Below are 15,742 nucleotides of genomic sequence, written 5' to 3'. Positions count from 1 at the left end.
AGGGGCCGGTCAGCGTTCTGGGTGCCGGTCTTCGGACCGGCACCCTTTTTATTGTCGATGGGTCGAAACGGATCGAGGTGGAGCGGACCTGCCGGTTTGCCCAGAACCCTCAGTTGCGGCGGCGCAGAATCAGTTCGGCGGCGCGCCATCCGATGGCCATGATCGGTCCGTTGGTATTGGCCGACAGCATCGTCGGCATCACCGAACCGTCCACCACGCGAAGGCCACTTACCCCGCGCACGCGCAGTTCGGAATCGAGTGGCGCATCCTCGCCACCCATCGCGACGGTGCCGCAGGCATGATAGCCCGCCTGGCCGCGCGTGCGATAGAGCTCGACGATATCCTGATCGCTCTCGATCTGGCGACCCGGCGCCAGTTCCTCGACGATCACGTCCGCCAGCGGCGATGTCGCGACCAGACGGCGGATGAAGCGGAACATCGCCACCGTCACCTGTCGATCGTAAGGGTCGGACAGGTAGTTGGGTTTGATGACCGCCGGGACATCGGGATCCGCACTCGCCAACCGGATCGTTCCCTTGCTTCGCGATCGAAGCGGATAGCCGAACATGTGAAAGCTCGGAAAATCGGGAACCTTGGTCGAGCCATCGGGCTGGAACAGATAGCCATAGGGCGCCATCAGCAGCTCGCAATCGGGCCGGTCGAGCGCCGGGTCGGTCTTGAAGAACGCACCCACGTCATAGGAACCTGCCGCAAGCACCCCCTTGCGCCCGAGCGCATAACGAAGCGCGCTGCGCAACAGGCCGAGCCCCTGCAAGCGGGGGTTCGCGCTGATCGGACGATTCAGCCGATAGTGCATCATCTGGAGCCGATGCTCGAGCAGGTTGGCCCCGACGCCCGGCGCGTCGTGGACCACCGGGATGCCGAGCGCCGCCAACGATGCCGCCGGACCGATGCCGGACCGCTGGAGCAGCTGGGGACTGAACAGCCCGCCGGTGCTGACGATGACTTCGCGGCGCGCAGCGTATTCCACCGGGGCGCCGCCGCGGCGACCGCGCACGCCGGTCGTCCGCGTTCCCTCGAACAGGATGCGATCGATCGATACCCCGGTCTCGACCTGCAGATTGTGGCGGCGCATCGCCGGCTTCAGGAACGCCGACGCAGCGCTCGTGCGGCGACCGTCGCGGATCGTGCGCGGCGCATAGCCGATGCCGAACTGCTCGTCGTGATTGAGGTTCTCGACGCGCGGCACGCCCAGCGCACCCGCCGCGGCGATCAGCCGGTCGCCCAGTTCGCCGTGATCCTGGCACACGGATGGCCGCAATTGGCGCTCTGTCGCGGCAAACGCGCGCGACATCACGTCCCACCCCCAGCCTGCTGCGCCCAGCGCCACCCATTCCTCGTAATCCTCGGGGTGGCCACGGAAATACATCATGCCGTTGACCGAAGAGGAGCCGCCCAGCATCTTGCCGCGGATCCAGGTCTCGCCCGGAATGTCGCCATCCGCGGCGGTCGGGATGTAATGCACGCGCTTCGGGTCGGTCAGCAGCTTGCCGAATCCCTTCGGCATCGAAACGAGCGCCGTCGCGTCGGTCGGGCCGGCCTCGAGCAGCAGCACCTTCGATCGCCCGTCGGCGGTCAGGCGATCGGCAAGGACGCAGCCCGCCGACCCGGCGCCCACGATGATATAGTCGAACGCCGCCTCGCTCACTTCAGATACTCGTCGAAAAAGGCCGCCGCCGCGCCGATCGTCTGTTCCCGATAGCCCGGTTTGTAGCAGTCGAGCTGATCCATGCGCAGCGAGACGAGGCGCTTGGGTTCGCCCGCCGCGCGATACGCGGTCTGGATCGGCTCGTTGGGATGATAGACGTCGTGCCCGGTCAGCTGGACGATGCAATAGGCACGCGGCGCGATCTTGCGGGCGGTATAGGTCGCATCGAACTCCATCAACCGCTCGAAGCTTTCGATCGTTATCTCGCTTGCGGAATGCATCAGCATGTCGCCGGTCTTGGCATACCAGCTCGTCACGTCCTCGATCATCGCCGGGTCGGCGGGCATCGGGACGAAGCCGTCATCCGCCGGCACCATCATCGGAAAGACCGGATCGCCGCCGCCCACCGCCCGCTCGCGCCGCGCATCGCGCAGATACTTGCGGATCGAGAGATAATCGCTCTCGCGGTTCAGGGAGCGGATCCAGAAATCCCCGTCGAGGATCGGTGCCTGCGCGACGCAGGCACGCACGCGGATGTCATGTGCAGCGACGTGCGTCACCACGCCCCCGCCAAAGCTCGTTCCCCAGATACCGATATTGTCGGGATCGACGCCGGGCTGGATCTCCAGCCAGTCGATCGCCGCCTTGAAATCCTCGGTCTCCTGAAGCGGCCAGAGCCGGCCACGCGGCTCGCCGCCCGATCCGCCGAAGTGGCGATAGTCGATCGCCAGCGTGACATAGCCGGCCTCCGCGAACAGCCGGCCTTCCTCAACCAGACTGGTTCGCGCGACGGTGAAGCCGTGACCGATCACCAGCGCGGGCGCCTTCCCACGCTCATCGAAGCCGGCGGGAAGATAGAGGTCACCCTCGCATTGCACGCCTTCGCTGGTGAAGGTGACGGTACGCTTGTCGATCGCCATGATGCTTCCTCGTTCAGTCGATGCCTCGATCCTAGCAGCACGCGCACGGGTGGTGCGATCCCGCCGGCCAGTATCACGGACCCGATATTCGCACGCGCATCTCGACGGGGATGTCGGCCCCGGCCACCCTTGTAGCGCTTTCGATTGGAGAGGCCCTGTGGACATTCGCTTCGATGACCGCGTCGCTATCGTCACCGGCGCCGGCAACGGCCTCGGCCGCGAATATGCGCTCGAACTGGCGCGGCGCGGGGCGCGGGTGGTGGTCAACGACCTGGGCGGTTCCGGTTCCGGCCACGGCCAGTCGGCGACCGCCGCCGATCGCGTCGTGGACGAGATCAGGGCAGCGGGCGGCGAGGCGGTCGCCAGCCATGACAGCGTCGCCACCCGGGCCGGCGGCGCCGCGATCGTCGCGGCGGCGCTCGACAACTGGGGCCGGGTCGATATCTGCATCAACAATGCCGGCTTCCTCCGCAACAACCGTTTCGAGGATCTGACCGATAAACAGATCGACGCGATCCTCGACGTGCACCTCAAGGGTGCCTTCTATGTCGGTCAGCCGGCCTATCGGGCGATGCGCCGCGGCGGCTATGGCCGGATGCTGTTCACGGCATCGGCGTCGGGCGTCTTCGGCCATGCGTGGCAGGCGAACTACGGCGCCGCCAAGAGCGGCCTTGTCGGCCTGAGCAACGTCGTCGCGCTCGAAGGGTCGGCTTACGGCATTCAGTCGAACGTGCTGCTCCCTACCGCCGATTCGCGGCTGGCGGCCGAGATGGACCCCGGCTTCATGGAAATTCCGGCGTTCGCCGATGCAGTCCGGAACGCCGACTTCGCCGCGAGCGAGGGGCGGGTCGTCCTCCCCTTCAACGTGCCGCTGGCGCTCTATCTCGTCAGCGAAGCGTGCAGCGCCACGCACGGACTATATTCCAGCAATTCGGGCCGCTACGCCAGGGTGCGGATTTGCGCAGTCGAAGGGTGGGTCGCGCCTGCGGGCACGACGCCGCCGACGGTCGAGGACATCGGTGCCCATTTCGATCAGATCGAGAGAATGGAGAACTGGTCCGAGCCGATGACCGTGTACGACGAATTCGGCGCGGTCGCGCGCGCCGCGCGGGCGCAAGGGGTCTATTCCTGAGCGGGTGTCACCGGCTCACCGGGTGAGGAGATGCTCAAACCCCGAGTGTCGGTGTCCAAGGTCGACGCCAGGGCTGCCGCACGACGCTTGGGGGGGGCGGCGATCGACGTCCCCGCCCCCCCTTAGCGTGTCGCCTCAGGCTTCCGGCGTGCCCTCGACATATTCCTCCAGATGCTTGTGGAAGTTGATGATCTCGACTTCCTGCACCGGGTTGGGGCGCGCGTAGCGGAATGCGCGGCTCTTCATTCCCTTCTGCACCTTTGCCATGTTGGCCACGTCCTGGTCGACGATCTGGCCGAAGGTCTGGCCGCTGACGTCCTTGACCACGCGCGTCTCGACCTTCGGCTCCTTGCCGGGGCCGTAGCGTTTGAGCGACCAGATGTTGAAGATGCACTTGTCGGGATCGTTGCCGTCGGGACGAGCGCGGTACCAGACGGCGCCGTCGAAATAGGGCAACGTCACGCAATTCGGAAAGACGTGCCAGTCGGTCCCGGCCTTGAACATCGCCTCCGGCGTCAGGTTGGGCGGATAACCGCAGCCATCCTCCTCCGCTGCGCGCCGGCCGAACTCGACCGCCATGCCGAATGCCGTCATCGGATCGGCATCGGCGGGCACCTCGTCCATGATCCTCTTGGCCGCTTCGTAGTCGCGGTCGGTGAAGATTGCGCCGAACGTGTCCTCCATCTTGCGGAAGAACTCGACGACACCGGGGCGCACGTCCGCCGGGGTGGCCTTTTTCAGGCGCGGCGACGGCGTGCCGAGCATCGCGGTCGAGTTCCAGTAGCCGAAATGGCTGTGCTTCCCGTGCGCGAAGCTGGTCGTATAATCCTCGCCCTGTTCGTCGAGCAGCTGGGTATGCGTAGCGGCGACATGATACCCTTCCATGAAGGCCTCGAGCGCCGTCTTCCAGTTACACGGCAAATGCAGTTCCAGCGACCAGCGGTACCGCATGTTCTCGAACTCGAAGGGATCGAGATATTCCGGGACGACGCCCAGATATTCCTCCAGCGTTTCGCTGTCGGAATCCATGTTGATCCAGACGAAGCCGCCCCAGGTTGCGGTCTTGACCTTCTGGAGATCGATACCTTCGCGGTCCAGCGTACCGGCCCAGTCATCGCGGTCCTGCACCGCGACGTTCTTGCCGTTCAGATTGAATGTCCAATTGTGATACTGGCAGCGGAAGTTCACGGCATGGCCGCACCCTTCCATGATCTGCCGGCCGCGGTGCGGGCAGACATTGTGAAAGGCGTTGAACCCGCCGTCGCGATTGCGCACCACGACGATCGTCTCGTCGGCGACGTCGTAGACGCTGTAATCACCGGGATTCGGAATTTCCTCCTCGCGGCAGGCGACCTGCCAGACGCGCGGCCAGAGATGCTCGTTTTCCTTATCCAGGAATTCCTTCGACAGGTAATTCTGCTTGGACACCCGGATCACGTCCCGCGGACGTGTGTCGACGACGGTTGCCATATCCAACTCCTTACGCCGCGCTTCAGCGCTTTGGGGGAATGTCGGCCTTTCGGGATGTAATGACAAGTACCCTTGTCGATAGGCTTTCCCGGCCGTTCGTCCATCGCATTCGCGAAATCCTGTCGTGGATGTCGGAAATGGCTTGCGTCGGCATCTCGGGCACGACGGCCACGCGCGCGCGCCTCATAGGCTCGCGGCACGCGCCCTTCGGGCATGGATAATGACGGCTCCGCTAAATGCTCGCGGAACCGAAGACCGGTCGGTCAGCTCAGGATTCGCGACAGCTCGTTCGATCCCGCACTGTGATGGGCCGCGATATAGCCGAATGTGAAGGATGCACCGATACTGGCGCCCGCACCCGGATAACACCGACCGAACACCGAGGCCGTCGAGTTGCCGACCGCATACAGGCCCGGGATGACCGACCCGTCCTCGCGGAGCACCCGTGCATATTCGTCGGCGACGACACCGCCGGCCGTGCCCACATCGCCCGGATAGATCGCAACGGCATAAAATGGCCCCTGCTCGATCGGGCCCAAATTGGGATTCGGCTTCACCGTGGGATCGCCATGGGCGTTGTCGAAGGCGCGACTGCCGCGCCCGTAATCCTCGTCGACGCCCGTCTTGCAGAACCGATTGTACCGCGCGACCTCGGCTTCCAGCCCGGCGGCATCGATCCCGCAAGCCGCGGCAAGCGCGGCCAGCGTATCGGCCTTTTTCATATAGCCGCTTTCGAGCCACGACTTGGGCGTGACACCGGGTTGCGACGCGCCCCAATTGTACCGCTCACGATGTCGCTTGTCGAAGATAACCCATGCCGGCACCGCCCGCCCGGTCTCGCGCTGACGCTGATAGATGCGCTCGCCGATCTCCATATAGGCGCCGGCCTCGTCGGCGATGCGCCGGCCGTCCTGATCGACCATGATCGAAAAGGGTTGGCTGAGATCGAGGTGATGCATGAAGGGCACCACCGTCCCGTCGGTCCACACCGCCCCCTCGGGCCAGCTGCCGTCGGTGTTGCGTGACGTGACGACCCACCAGGCCGCGTCGAGGCAATCGGTCGCGGCGCCCATGTCCATCATCGCCTGAATGACTTCGCCGGTGTCGCCCGGATTGGCATTGGTCCATTCGTTCGACGTCGGCAGCCCGCCCATCACCCGCTCGCGCATCTCCTTGTTGCGCGAGAAACCGCCGACATTGGCGATCACGCCGTCACGCGCACGCACCTCGATCTCGCGGCCGTTCTGTTCGGCGACGACGCCGACGACGCGATCCTTCTCGACGATGAAGCGCCTGACCGGGGTCGAGCGATGCAGTTCGACACCCTCGCGCAGCGCGATCTGGAGCATCCGCCCCTGGATCGCCGCACCGTTCGACACCGTTTGCCGCCCGGTGATCTTGTCGCGCAGCATCGTGGCCACGAATTTGGCGGCCATCAGCTTGCCGGCCATGGTCCGCTTCAGCAGGAACAGCACCGGAAACTCGTCCGATCCCATCGGCATGTGGGTCAACGGGCCGTAGAGCGCCAGCCTATCCTTCCACGCGCCAAGCTCCTTCAGGTTGAACTTGGCGGGCATGATCGATCGGCCCTCGGGAAGGCCGCCCTGCACCTCGTCGTAATAGTCGGGCCAGTCGAAATGCGGACGCCGGACCTTCAGGCCCAGCCCGATCAGGAAGTCGAGCATCCGCGGCGCGCCTTTGAGAAAGGCGTCGCGGCGCGCCGGCGTCACGCCGGGCCCGCGATAGGTGACGACGCTGTCGAAATATTGCCGCGACTTCTCGTAGCTGTCCTCGATCCCCGCCTTGCGTAGAAGCGAGCTGTTCGGGATCCACCAGACGCCGCCCGAAAAGCTCGTCGAACCGCCGACCTTGTCCATCTTCTCGAGGATGACCGCCCGCTTGCCGAGCGTCTTGGCGGTCAGCGCAGCCGCCATCGACCCGCCCCCCGATCCGATGACGATCAGGTCGTATTCGGATTGCAGCGCCGGCATCTCAGACATGTTTACTCTCCTGCGATCCTGATCCGTCGCGTTCCGGGGTGGTGCCCCTCACCCACTGGCGTGCTCAAGCGCATCGGGCGCTTGATCGCAATCGCGATCATCCCGACCTCAAATGACACCTTGCGCTCGCAGATCAGCGATTTCCCCGTCGCTGCGGCCGAGCAGGTCGCGCAGCACCGCCTCGTTATCCTGCCCCAGTACCGGCGGTGCGCGCGGGGGACCGATCGGCGTTTCCGACAGCCGGATCGGATTGCGCAGCATCTGGATGGCACCGGCGACCGGATGATCCACCGCCGACAACATCTCGCGGTGGCGGATCTGGGGATTGTCGAAAACGGTCTTCACGTCGTTGACCGGGCTTGCAGGCACATCGGCTGCCTCCAGCGATGCCAGCCATTCGGCCGCCGGCCGCCGCGCGAACGCTTCGCTCAGGATCGCGAGCAGCGCCTCCCGGTTCTCGATCCGGTGGCTGACCTCGTCGAAGCGCGGGTCGACGGCAAGCTCGGGCTGGCCGAGCGCACGGGTCAGCGCTCCGAACTGGCGATTGGTACTCGCGACGACGAAGATCTCGCGATCGGCGCAGCGGAAGGTCTGCGACGGGATACCGCCGTAGCCGCCATTGCCCCGCCGGCCCGGCACCTTGCCCGAGATGAGGTAGTTCTGGACGAAGTGCGAAAGCGAGGCGAGCCCGCAATCGAGCAGCGCCAGGTCGATATGCTGCCCTTCGCCCGTCCGATCGCGGTGACGCAGCGCCGCCTGAATCGCGTTCGCGGCATAGAGGCCGGTCAGGATGTCGACCATGGACACGCCGACCTTCATCGGTCCACCGCCGGGCTCGCCATCGGGAAGACCCGATACGCTCATCATCCCGCACATTGCCTGGAACACCCCGTCATAGCCGGGCCGGTTGGCATAGGGTCCGTCCTGTCCGTAACCGGTGATCGAGCAATAGACGAGCCCGGGGTTCGCTGTCCTCAGCGACGCATGGTCAAGGCCGTATTTGGCAAGGACGCCGGTCCGGAAATTCTCGATCAGCACGTCGGATTTCGCCGCCAGCTCGCGCACGATCGCCGCGCCCTCAGCCGTCGAGTGATCGACGGTGATCGCGCGCTTGTTGCGGTTGCACGACAGGTAGAAGCCCGCATCGCGAGTCGCGTTGCCGTCCGCATCGGCCAGAAACGGCGGTCCGTATTGCCGAGCGTCGTCGCCGACGCCAGGGCGCTCGACCTTGATGACTTCGGCGCCCAGGTCGGCCAGCAGCTGGCTGGCGAACGGAGCCGCGAGGATGCGGCTGAGATCCAATACCCTGACCCCCTCCAGGGCTTGCAACGTCATATCTGCTTCTCCCGCCCGTCAGGCAGCAGACTTCGACGCCAAAGCCGGACGCGACACAACGCCGCCGCCCGCCTTATCGAATTGGCGATATGTCCCCGGCCGGGCTTGCTCCGACACAACCGGCCGTTCGAAGTTGGGACGGCTCCGGACGCTTCGTCGGGATACCGCGACATCGTCTTGATCGAAGGATTTGCCCGCCAATGAGCATGCCGCCACCGCCCATGCGCACGCGCGTGACCGAATTGCTCGGCATCGACTACCCTATCATTCAGGGCGGGATGATGTGGTACGGCCGTGCAGAGCTTGCCTCGGCCGTCTCGAACGCCGGTGGCCTCGGCATCCTGACCGCGCTGACACAGCCGACGCCGGAGGCTCTGGCCGCCGAGATCGCGCGTTGCCGCGACATGACCGATCGTCCGTTCGGCGTGAACCTCACCATCCTGCCGTCGATCACACCGCCACCCTATGCGGAACTGGTGGAGGCGGTGATCGAAGGCGGCGTGACCGTCATGGAAACCGCCGGCCGAAGCCCCCGCGACCTCCTGCCCCGCATCAAGGCCGCGGGCATCCTCGTGCTCCACAAATGCACCTCGGTCCGCCACGCGCTGTCGGCCGAGCGTGACGGGATCGACATCGTCTCGATCGACGGGTTCGAATGCGCGGGCCATCCGGGCGAGGACGATATTGGCGGGCTGGTCCTCATCCCCGCGGCGGCGCGCGCGCTTGGCATTCCCGTCATCGCATCGGGCGGGATCGGGGACGGGCGCGGCATGGCGGCGGCGCTGGCGCTCGGCGCCGAGGGCGTCAACATGGGTACCCGCTTCTGCGCCACGCGCGAGGCGCCGGTGCACGATGCCGTCAAGCAGGCGATGGTCGAGGCGACCGAGCGCGACACGCGCCTCGTCTTTCGCACCTATCGCAATACCGGCCGCGTCCTTCGCAACCCGATCGCCGAACAGGTGATCGAGGCCGAGCGCGCCGGCGCCCCCTTCGAGGATGTCCGCCCGCTCGTGTCCGGCGCGCGGGGCCGGGCGACGCTCGAAACCGGGGCGGTGGACGATGCGCTGGTATGGGGTGGTCAGGTCGTCGGGCTGATCGACGACGTACCCGATTGCGCGACGCTCGTGCATCGCATCGTCACCGAGTGCCGCCAGCGGCTGGCGAGCGCGACCGCGCTGGCGGCGTGAAGCGCGCGAACCTGCCTAGAGCTTCTTGGTCAGTTCCGGCACCACCTTGAACAGGTCGCCGACGAGGCCGAGATCGGCGACCTGGAAGATCGGGGCGTCCTCGTCCTTGTTGATCGCGACGATGACCTTCGAATCCTTCATGCCGGCCAGATGCTGGATCGCGCCCGAGATGCCGACCGCGACATAGACTTCGGGGGCGACAATCTTGCCCGTCTGGCCGACCTGATAGTCGTTGGGGGCATAGCCCGCATCGACCGCCGCGCGGCTCGCGCCGACGCCGGCACCGAGCTTGTCGGCGAGCGGGTCGATCAGCTTGTGGAACTCGTCCGAGCTGCCCAGCGCACGGCCGCCCGAGACGATGATCTTGGCACTCGTCAGTTCAGGCCGCGACGACTGCGCGATCTCGGCGCCGACGAAGCTCGACACGCCAGCGTCCGCGCCACCGCCGACCGCCTCGATCGTGCCCGACCCGCCCTCGGCCGCTGCCTTCTCGAACGCGGTGCCGCGCACGGTGACGACGAGCTTGGCGTCCGAGGTCTTGACCGTCGCGATCGCGTTGCCGGCATAGATCGGCCGCGTGAACGTATCCGGCCCCTCGACCGAGAGGATGTCGGACAGCTGCATCACGTCGAGCAGCGCGGCGACGCGCGGGGCGATGTTTTTGCCCGTGGTGGTCGCCGGCGCGACGAAGGCGTCGTGGCTCTCCATCAGCCCCGCCACCAGCGGCGCGACATTCTCGGCGAGCGCGTGCGCGAAGGGCGCGCCGTCGGCGACATGCACCTTGTCGACGCCCGCGATCTTTGCCGCCGCCTCGGCGACGCCGCCGACATTCTCGCCCGCGACGAGGAGGTGGACTTCGCCCAGCTTGCTGGCGGCAGTGACCGCCGACAGCGTGGCGTCCTTGACGGCCTGACCGTCATGCTCGACCCAAACCAAGGTCTTCATTTCGATGTTCCTCTGATCCGTTGTGCCGGCAGGCTTACTTGGCGACGCCCATCGCCTTGAGCTTCATCACCAGTTCGTCGACGTCGGCGACCTTGGCGCCGGCCTGGCGCTTGGCGGGCTCGGCGACCGAGACGATCGTCAGGCGCGGGGCGATGTCGACGCCGTAGTCGGCAGGCGTCTTATTCGCGAGCGGCTTGGACTTGGCCTTCATGATGTTGGGCAGCGTCGCATAGCGCGGCTCGTTGAGGCGAAGGTCGGTGGTGACGATCGCGGGGAGCTTGAGGCTCACCGTCTCCAGCCCGCCATCGACCTCGCGCGTGACCTTGGCGGTGTCGCCTTCGACCTCGACCTTCGAGGCAAAGGTGCCCTGCGCCCACCCGGTCAGCGCGGCGAGCATCTGGCCGGTCTGGTTCGCATCGTCATCGATCGCCTGCTTGCCGAGGATGACCAGCTGCGGCGTTTCCTCGTCGACGATCGCCTTGAGGATCTTGGCGACGGCGAGCGGCTCTACCTCGGTCTCGGCGGTTACCAGGATCGCGCGGTCGGCACCCATGGCGAGCGCGGTTCGCAGCGTGTCCTGCGCCTTGGCAACCCCGATCGACACGGCGACGATCTCGGTCGCCACGCCCTTTTCCTTCAGGCGGATGGCTTCCTCGACCGCGATCTCGTCGAACGGGTTCATGCTCATCTTGACGTTGGCCAGGTCGACCCCCGACCCGTCCGCCTTCACCCGCGGCTTCACGTTGTAGTCAAGCACGCGCTTGACGGGCACGATGACTTTCATTCGCTACCTTCCGCTCCGGCCGGCACCCGGCACGATCATCCGGGCCGCGTCCTACTCCGGCCTGCTGCGAAGATCGACGCCCCCGCCCGCATATCGCAGCGGCGATTGCGCGCCTTCAGGCAGCGATCGAGGCGAGCTTGGTCTGGAGATAAGCGTCGAGGCCCTCCGACCCGCCTTCCGACCCGAAGCCGCTTTCGCCGACCCCGCCGAACGGCGTCTCGGCCGTGGAGATCGCGAGCGTGTTGACCCCGACCATTCCTACACGCAGCCGGTGCATCGCCGCCTGACGGTTGCCGATCGCCTGCGTGAACGCGTATCCCGCAAGGCCGGCGGCGGTCCCGTTGGCAAGTTCGATCGCCTCGTCCAGCGTGCCGAACGGCATCACCGGCAGGATCGGACCGAAGCATTCGTCGCGGAACAGGCGAATGTCGGGGGCATCGGCGGCGACGACGGTCGGTTCGAAGAACATGCCCGTATCGCCGCGCCTCCTGCCGCCCCCGACGATGCGCGCGCCGCCCCGTTCGGCATCGGCGACGAACGCTTCCATCGCCTCGACCCGGCGGGCGTTCGCCAGCGGCCCCATCTGGCTCTGAGGATCGAGGCCGTCGCCGAGCCGCAATGCCCGCGCCCGTGCCGCCGCATCGGCGACAAAGCGCTGGTAGAGACTTTCGTGAACGAAGAACCGCGCCGGGCTGACGCAGACCTGACCGGCATTGCGGAACTTGGCGGCCGTCAGCGCGGCAAGCGCCGCGTCGTAATCCGCGTCGGAAAAGACGAGCACCGGCGCATTGCCGCCCAATTCCATCGTCGTGCGCTTGGCGCCAGCCGCTGCCAGCGCCATCAGATGCTTGCCCACCGGGGTCGATCCGGTGAAGCTGATCTTGCGGACATCGGGCGCGGCGATCAGCCGCTCAGACACGTCGGCCGGTACGCCGAAGACGAGCTGCGCGCAGCCGGCGGGCAGCCCCGCCTCGTGCAGCGCGCGCATGATCTCGACCGCGCAGCCGGGGGTCTCCTCCGACGCCTTGAGGATGACGGTGCAGCCGGCCGCAAGCGCCGCGCCAAGCTTGCGTACCGGCGTCAGCGCCGGGAAGTTCCAGGGCGTGAAGGCGGCGCAAACCCCCACCGGCTCGCGCAGGACGAGGTGCTCGAGCGCCCCCGGCGCGCGCGAGGGCACGACGCGGCCATAGGTGCGACGCCCCTCCTCGGCCAGCCATTCGAACAACTCGATCGCGTGGGTCAATTCGCCCTTGGCCTCGGCGAGCGGCTTGCCCTGCTCGAGCGTCATGATCGCCGCGATCGCATCGATCCGGTCGCGCAGGATGCCTGCGGTCCGGCGCAGGATCGCGCTCCGCTCGAACGGCGCCGTCGCCGCCCAGCCCGCAAAGGCGCGCGTGGCGGCAGCGACCGCCTCGTCGAGTTCCGCGGTCGTCGCATGGGGCAATTCGCCCAGCACGGCGCCGGTCGCCGGATTCTCCACCGGCTCGCTCGTGCGGCCCGGCCCCGACCCGATGAAGCGACCGTCGATGCAAAGGAAGAGTTCGGTATACATGCGATCGTCCTTGACGCGTGAAAATTGCCGGTCAGCTGACGAGGAAGCCGCCATCGACGGGCAGGCTGACGCCGGTGATGTACGACGCTGCATCGGCAGCGAGGAACAGACACGCGGCAGCGATCTCGTGCGGGTCCGCCACGCGGCCGAGCGGCATTCGCCCCGGCCCCGTCATCGGCCCGCCGAGCGACAGGCCGTCCGCCTTCATCTGCTCAGTCGCGGCCTTCGCCCCCTCGGTCGCGACGCCGCCCGGCAGCACCGCGTTGATGCGGATGCCGTCACCCGCCGTCTCGATCGCCATCGATCGGGTGAGGTTGATGACAGCCGCCTTGGAAGCCCCGTAGTTCGCGTTGTTGGTCACCGATGCGCGCTCGCCGCTGGTCGATGCGACGTTGACGATCGCGCCGCCGCGTGCCCCGGCCTTCATCGCCTTGATCGCTTCCCGCATGACGAGGAACGTGCCGCGCGTGTTGACCGCGTGGAGCGCATCCCACTGCGCCGCCGTCATGCTGAGAAAGTCGCGCTTGGGGAAGATCGCGGCAACATGGACGACGGCATCGAGCCGGCCGAAGTCGCGCACGACCTGCGCGGTGGTCGCCGTCACCGAACCCTCGTCCGACACGTCGCATGGATACGCGACCGCGCCCGGCAGCATCGCCGCGACCGCCCCTGCACCTGCGGCATCGATGTCGCTGACCGCCACGCGGGCACCCGCCGCGGTGAACAGCTCGCATACCGCGCGGCCAATCCCCCGCCCGCCCCCGGTCACCAGGACGGTTCGGTCATGAAAGCCGTACAATTGAGCCAGGTCGATCATGCTATCCTCGCACGCGGGGGCCGCACCTGTCCTGCGACGGCGCGCGCGGCATCGCCACAATTCCGCGGCACACATCGCACACTCGATGCCTGACACGCCCGCCGCTACGCATGGTTGACCTGCGCGGCCGGGGGGCGAACGCTCGACGGCGATCACAGGAGACCCAGATGGCCGCCGCCGTCCGCTCGCCCGTTCCCACGCACGTCCCCGACGGCCTCGTCGTCGATTTCGACGGGTACCGCCCCGACGTCGAGGACAGCTATCACCGCCCCTATGCCCGGCTGCACGAGGCCGGGGTGCCCGACATCTTCTGGTCGCCCTATAACGGTGGCCACTGGATCCTCGCCCGGCGCGCCTACCTTGCGGAGGCATTCGGCGATCCGCTGCGCTTCACCTCGAGCGAGGGCGCATCGGTCGACGCGATCGAGCCGCCGGATCGCCCGCGCCTCGTCCCGATCGAGGCCGATCCACCGCGCCAGCAGGCATTTCGCAAGCTCTTCTCTCCCGCCTTCGTCGCGACCGCCCTCAAGGCGCGCGAGGCCGAGGCACGCGCACTGGCGATCGAGCTGATCGAGGGGCTGAGGCCGCGGGGCCGCTGCGAGTTCGTGACCGAGTTTGCGCAGCACCTGCCGATCCGCATCTTCATGAACATGGTCGACCTGCCCGAAGCGGACCGCGAGACGCTGCTTCCGCTTGCCGCCGCGCAGGTTCAGGCCGACGCGCCGAAGGCCGAGAAGCTGGCCCTCCTGTTCGAATATGCCGAGCGCCGTGTCGCCGAGCGGGCGGCCGATCCCGGAGACGACCTCATCAGCAAGATCGCAACCGCCGAGATCGATGGGCGGCCGATCGCCCTGCACGAGGCGGTGGGCGTGACGACGCTGCTGCTGATCGGCGGGCTCGATACAGTCGCCTCGATGATGGGGCACATTATGCAGCATCTGGCGAACCATCCCGGCGACCGGCATCGGCTTGCCGCCGATCGCGGGCTTTCCGCGGCGGCGACCGAAGAGTTCCTGCGCCGGTTCGCACTGACCAATCCGGGTCGGACCGTGGTTTCGGACATCGACTTTCACGGCGTTCGGATGCGCGCGGGCGACAAGATCATGCTGGCGACGCCGTTCGGCGCGCTGGACCCGCGCGACTATCCCGATCCGCTGGCGATCGATTTCGCGCGCAAGTCCAACACCAAGACCACCTTCGGCGCAGGTCCGCACGTGTGTCCGGGATCGATGCTGGCCCGCGCGGAGATCAAGATCCTGCTCGAGGAATGGCTGCCGCGCATCCCGGATTTCGCGCTCGATCCGGCCGACCCGCCGCGCATCCGCACCGGCGTGAACGGCAGCGTCGAGCATCTGCCGCTGGTCTGGTGAAGGAGGCTGCATCATGGATACCTCGCTCGAAGCCACCGTCCGCGAGCTGGCCGACCGTCAGCAGATCGAGGCGGCGCTGCTGCGCTATTGCCGCGGGGTCGACCGGCGGGACAAGGCGCTGATGCTTTCCGCCTATCATCCTGACGCGATCGACGATCACGGCGTCGTCGTCCTGGAAGCGGAGGCGTTCTGCGACTGGGCGATCGAGTTTCACGACACGCATAACGGCGTCACCCACCACGCGATCAGCAACCTGACGATCGACCTCGACGGGGATACGGCGCATTCGGAATGCTATTACACCTATATGGGCACCGTGCCCGGCGGTCCGACCCAATTGTGCTTCGGCCGCTATGTCGACCGGCACGAACGCCGCGAGGGGCGATGGGCGATCGCCGCACGCCTCTGCTTCAACGAATCGGTCAACGAGATCTCGCCGGCCACCTTGCCTGAGGATTATCGTCGGCTGCTGACGAGCAACGGCCCGCAGACGCTGGATCGCAACGACGCCTCCTACTGGCGTCCGCTGACGATCGACCCCGCACGGCGCGGGTGACCGAC

The 15,742-nt window shown here is 66.8% G+C and carries 13 protein-coding genes; 4 read left to right on the top strand and 9 right to left on the bottom strand.

Features of this window, described 5'->3' with window-relative positions; all coding sequences use genetic code 11:
• Positions 1 to 109: 109 nt before the first annotated feature.
• Together FHR19_RS09765 and FHR19_RS09760 are read right to left on the bottom strand one after the other, a co-directional pair.
• The gene (locus FHR19_RS09765) at positions 110 to 1,669 is read right to left on the bottom strand and encodes a GMC family oxidoreductase N-terminal domain-containing protein (RefSeq protein ID WP_184027516.1); all 1,560 of its coding nucleotides are present in this window, start codon (positions 1,667 to 1,669) and stop codon (positions 110 to 112) included.
• On the bottom strand, positions 1,666 to 2,589 hold the full coding sequence (locus FHR19_RS09760; RefSeq protein WP_184027515.1) for an alpha/beta hydrolase: 924 nt from the start codon (positions 2,587 to 2,589) through the stop codon (positions 1,666 to 1,668). The genes FHR19_RS09765 and FHR19_RS09760 overlap by 4 nt, the downstream gene beginning before the upstream one ends.
• 157 nt (positions 2,590 to 2,746) lie before the next feature.
• On the opposite strand from FHR19_RS09760, the gene FHR19_RS09755 reads away from it, so the two are divergent.
• Positions 2,747 to 3,721, top strand: coding sequence for an SDR family NAD(P)-dependent oxidoreductase (locus tag FHR19_RS09755; protein WP_343053226.1), 975 nt, complete (start codon positions 2,747 to 2,749; stop codon positions 3,719 to 3,721).
• Positions 3,722 to 3,856: 135 nt separating this feature from the next.
• Here the strand turns inward: FHR19_RS09755 and FHR19_RS09750 are convergent, their stop codons facing one another.
• The 3 genes from FHR19_RS09750 to FHR19_RS09740 all read right to left on the bottom strand — a co-directional run bounded on the left by FHR19_RS09750 (position 3,857) and on the right by FHR19_RS09740 (position 8,526).
• Positions 3,857 to 5,191 (bottom strand): aromatic ring-hydroxylating oxygenase subunit alpha, encoded by a 1,335-nt coding sequence (locus FHR19_RS09750; protein ID WP_184027511.1) that lies wholly within the window; start codon positions 5,189 to 5,191, stop codon positions 3,857 to 3,859.
• Positions 5,192 to 5,454: 263 nt separating this feature from the next.
• The gene (locus tag FHR19_RS09745) at positions 5,455 to 7,191 is read right to left on the bottom strand and encodes an FAD-binding protein (protein WP_246359420.1); all 1,737 of its coding nucleotides are present in this window, start codon (positions 7,189 to 7,191) and stop codon (positions 5,455 to 5,457) included.
• Between the two features lie 108 nt (positions 7,192 to 7,299).
• On the bottom strand, positions 7,300 to 8,526 hold the full coding sequence (locus FHR19_RS09740; protein ID WP_184027509.1) for a CaiB/BaiF CoA transferase family protein: 1,227 nt from the start codon (positions 8,524 to 8,526) through the stop codon (positions 7,300 to 7,302).
• Between the two features lie 200 nt (positions 8,527 to 8,726).
• Between FHR19_RS09740 and FHR19_RS09735 the strand changes: the two genes are divergently transcribed.
• Positions 8,727 to 9,713, top strand: coding sequence for an NAD(P)H-dependent flavin oxidoreductase (locus FHR19_RS09735; protein ID WP_281375668.1), 987 nt, complete (start codon positions 8,727 to 8,729; stop codon positions 9,711 to 9,713).
• A gap of 15 nt (positions 9,714 to 9,728) precedes the next feature.
• Here the strand turns inward: FHR19_RS09735 and FHR19_RS09730 are convergent, their stop codons facing one another.
• From FHR19_RS09730 to FHR19_RS09715, 4 genes are all read right to left on the bottom strand, one after another.
• Entirely contained in the window at positions 9,729 to 10,658 is a 930-nt protein-coding gene (locus FHR19_RS09730; RefSeq protein ID WP_184027506.1) for an electron transfer flavoprotein subunit alpha/FixB family protein, read from the bottom strand.
• Positions 10,659 to 10,692: 34 nt separating this feature from the next.
• Entirely contained in the window at positions 10,693 to 11,442 is a 750-nt protein-coding gene (locus tag FHR19_RS09725; RefSeq protein WP_184027504.1) for an electron transfer flavoprotein subunit beta/FixA family protein, read from the bottom strand.
• Between the two features lie 115 nt (positions 11,443 to 11,557).
• Entirely contained in the window at positions 11,558 to 12,994 is a 1,437-nt protein-coding gene (locus FHR19_RS09720) for an NAD-dependent succinate-semialdehyde dehydrogenase (protein WP_184027502.1), read from the bottom strand.
• Between the two features lie 31 nt (positions 12,995 to 13,025).
• On the bottom strand, positions 13,026 to 13,811 hold the full coding sequence (locus FHR19_RS09715) for an SDR family NAD(P)-dependent oxidoreductase (RefSeq protein ID WP_184027500.1): 786 nt from the start codon (positions 13,809 to 13,811) through the stop codon (positions 13,026 to 13,028).
• A gap of 167 nt (positions 13,812 to 13,978) precedes the next feature.
• On the opposite strand from FHR19_RS09715, the gene FHR19_RS09710 reads away from it, so the two are divergent.
• A complete protein-coding gene (locus FHR19_RS09710; RefSeq protein ID WP_184027498.1) occupies positions 13,979 to 15,181 on the top strand; it encodes a cytochrome P450 in 1,203 nt (400 codons plus the stop codon).
• 13 nt (positions 15,182 to 15,194) lie between these two features.
• Entirely contained in the window at positions 15,195 to 15,737 is a 543-nt protein-coding gene (locus FHR19_RS09705) for a nuclear transport factor 2 family protein (RefSeq protein WP_184027496.1), read from the top strand.
• Positions 15,738 to 15,742 lie beyond the last annotated feature (5 nt).

Source organism: Sphingomonas yantingensis (assembly GCF_014199325.1).
Classification (GTDB): domain Bacteria; phylum Pseudomonadota; class Alphaproteobacteria; order Sphingomonadales; family Sphingomonadaceae; genus Sphingomonas; species Sphingomonas yantingensis.
Note: the sequence above shows the minus strand (reverse complement) of the source record. Positions and strands in the feature narration are given on the sequence as shown.

Excerpts from the sequence above, each read along its gene's own strand:
- FHR19_RS09760 (WP_184027515.1), bottom strand. The coding sequence starts at position 2,589 with ATGGCGATCGACAAGCGTACCGTCACCTTCACCAGCGAAGGCGTGCAA.
- FHR19_RS09750 (WP_184027511.1), bottom strand. The coding sequence starts at position 5,191 with ATGGCAACCGTCGTCGACACACGTCCGCGGGACGTGATCCGGGTGTCC.
- FHR19_RS09745 (WP_246359420.1), bottom strand. The coding sequence starts at position 7,191 with ATGTCTGAGATGCCGGCGCTGCAATCCGAATACGACCTGATCGTCATC.
- FHR19_RS09740 (WP_184027509.1), bottom strand. The coding sequence starts at position 8,526 with ATGACGTTGCAAGCCCTGGAGGGGGTCAGGGTATTGGATCTCAGCCGC.
- FHR19_RS09735 (WP_281375668.1), top strand. The coding sequence starts at position 8,727 with ATGAGCATGCCGCCACCGCCCATGCGCACGCGCGTGACCGAATTGCTC.
- FHR19_RS09730 (WP_184027506.1), bottom strand. The coding sequence starts at position 10,658 with ATGAAGACCTTGGTTTGGGTCGAGCATGACGGTCAGGCCGTCAAGGAC.
- FHR19_RS09725 (WP_184027504.1), bottom strand. The coding sequence starts at position 11,442 with ATGAAAGTCATCGTGCCCGTCAAGCGCGTGCTTGACTACAACGTGAAG.
- FHR19_RS09720 (WP_184027502.1), bottom strand. The coding sequence starts at position 12,994 with ATGTATACCGAACTCTTCCTTTGCATCGACGGTCGCTTCATCGGGTCG.
- FHR19_RS09715 (WP_184027500.1), bottom strand. The coding sequence starts at position 13,811 with ATGATCGACCTGGCTCAATTGTACGGCTTTCATGACCGAACCGTCCTG.
- FHR19_RS09710 (WP_184027498.1), top strand. The coding sequence starts at position 13,979 with ATGGCCGCCGCCGTCCGCTCGCCCGTTCCCACGCACGTCCCCGACGGC.
- FHR19_RS09705 (WP_184027496.1), top strand. The coding sequence starts at position 15,195 with ATGGATACCTCGCTCGAAGCCACCGTCCGCGAGCTGGCCGACCGTCAG.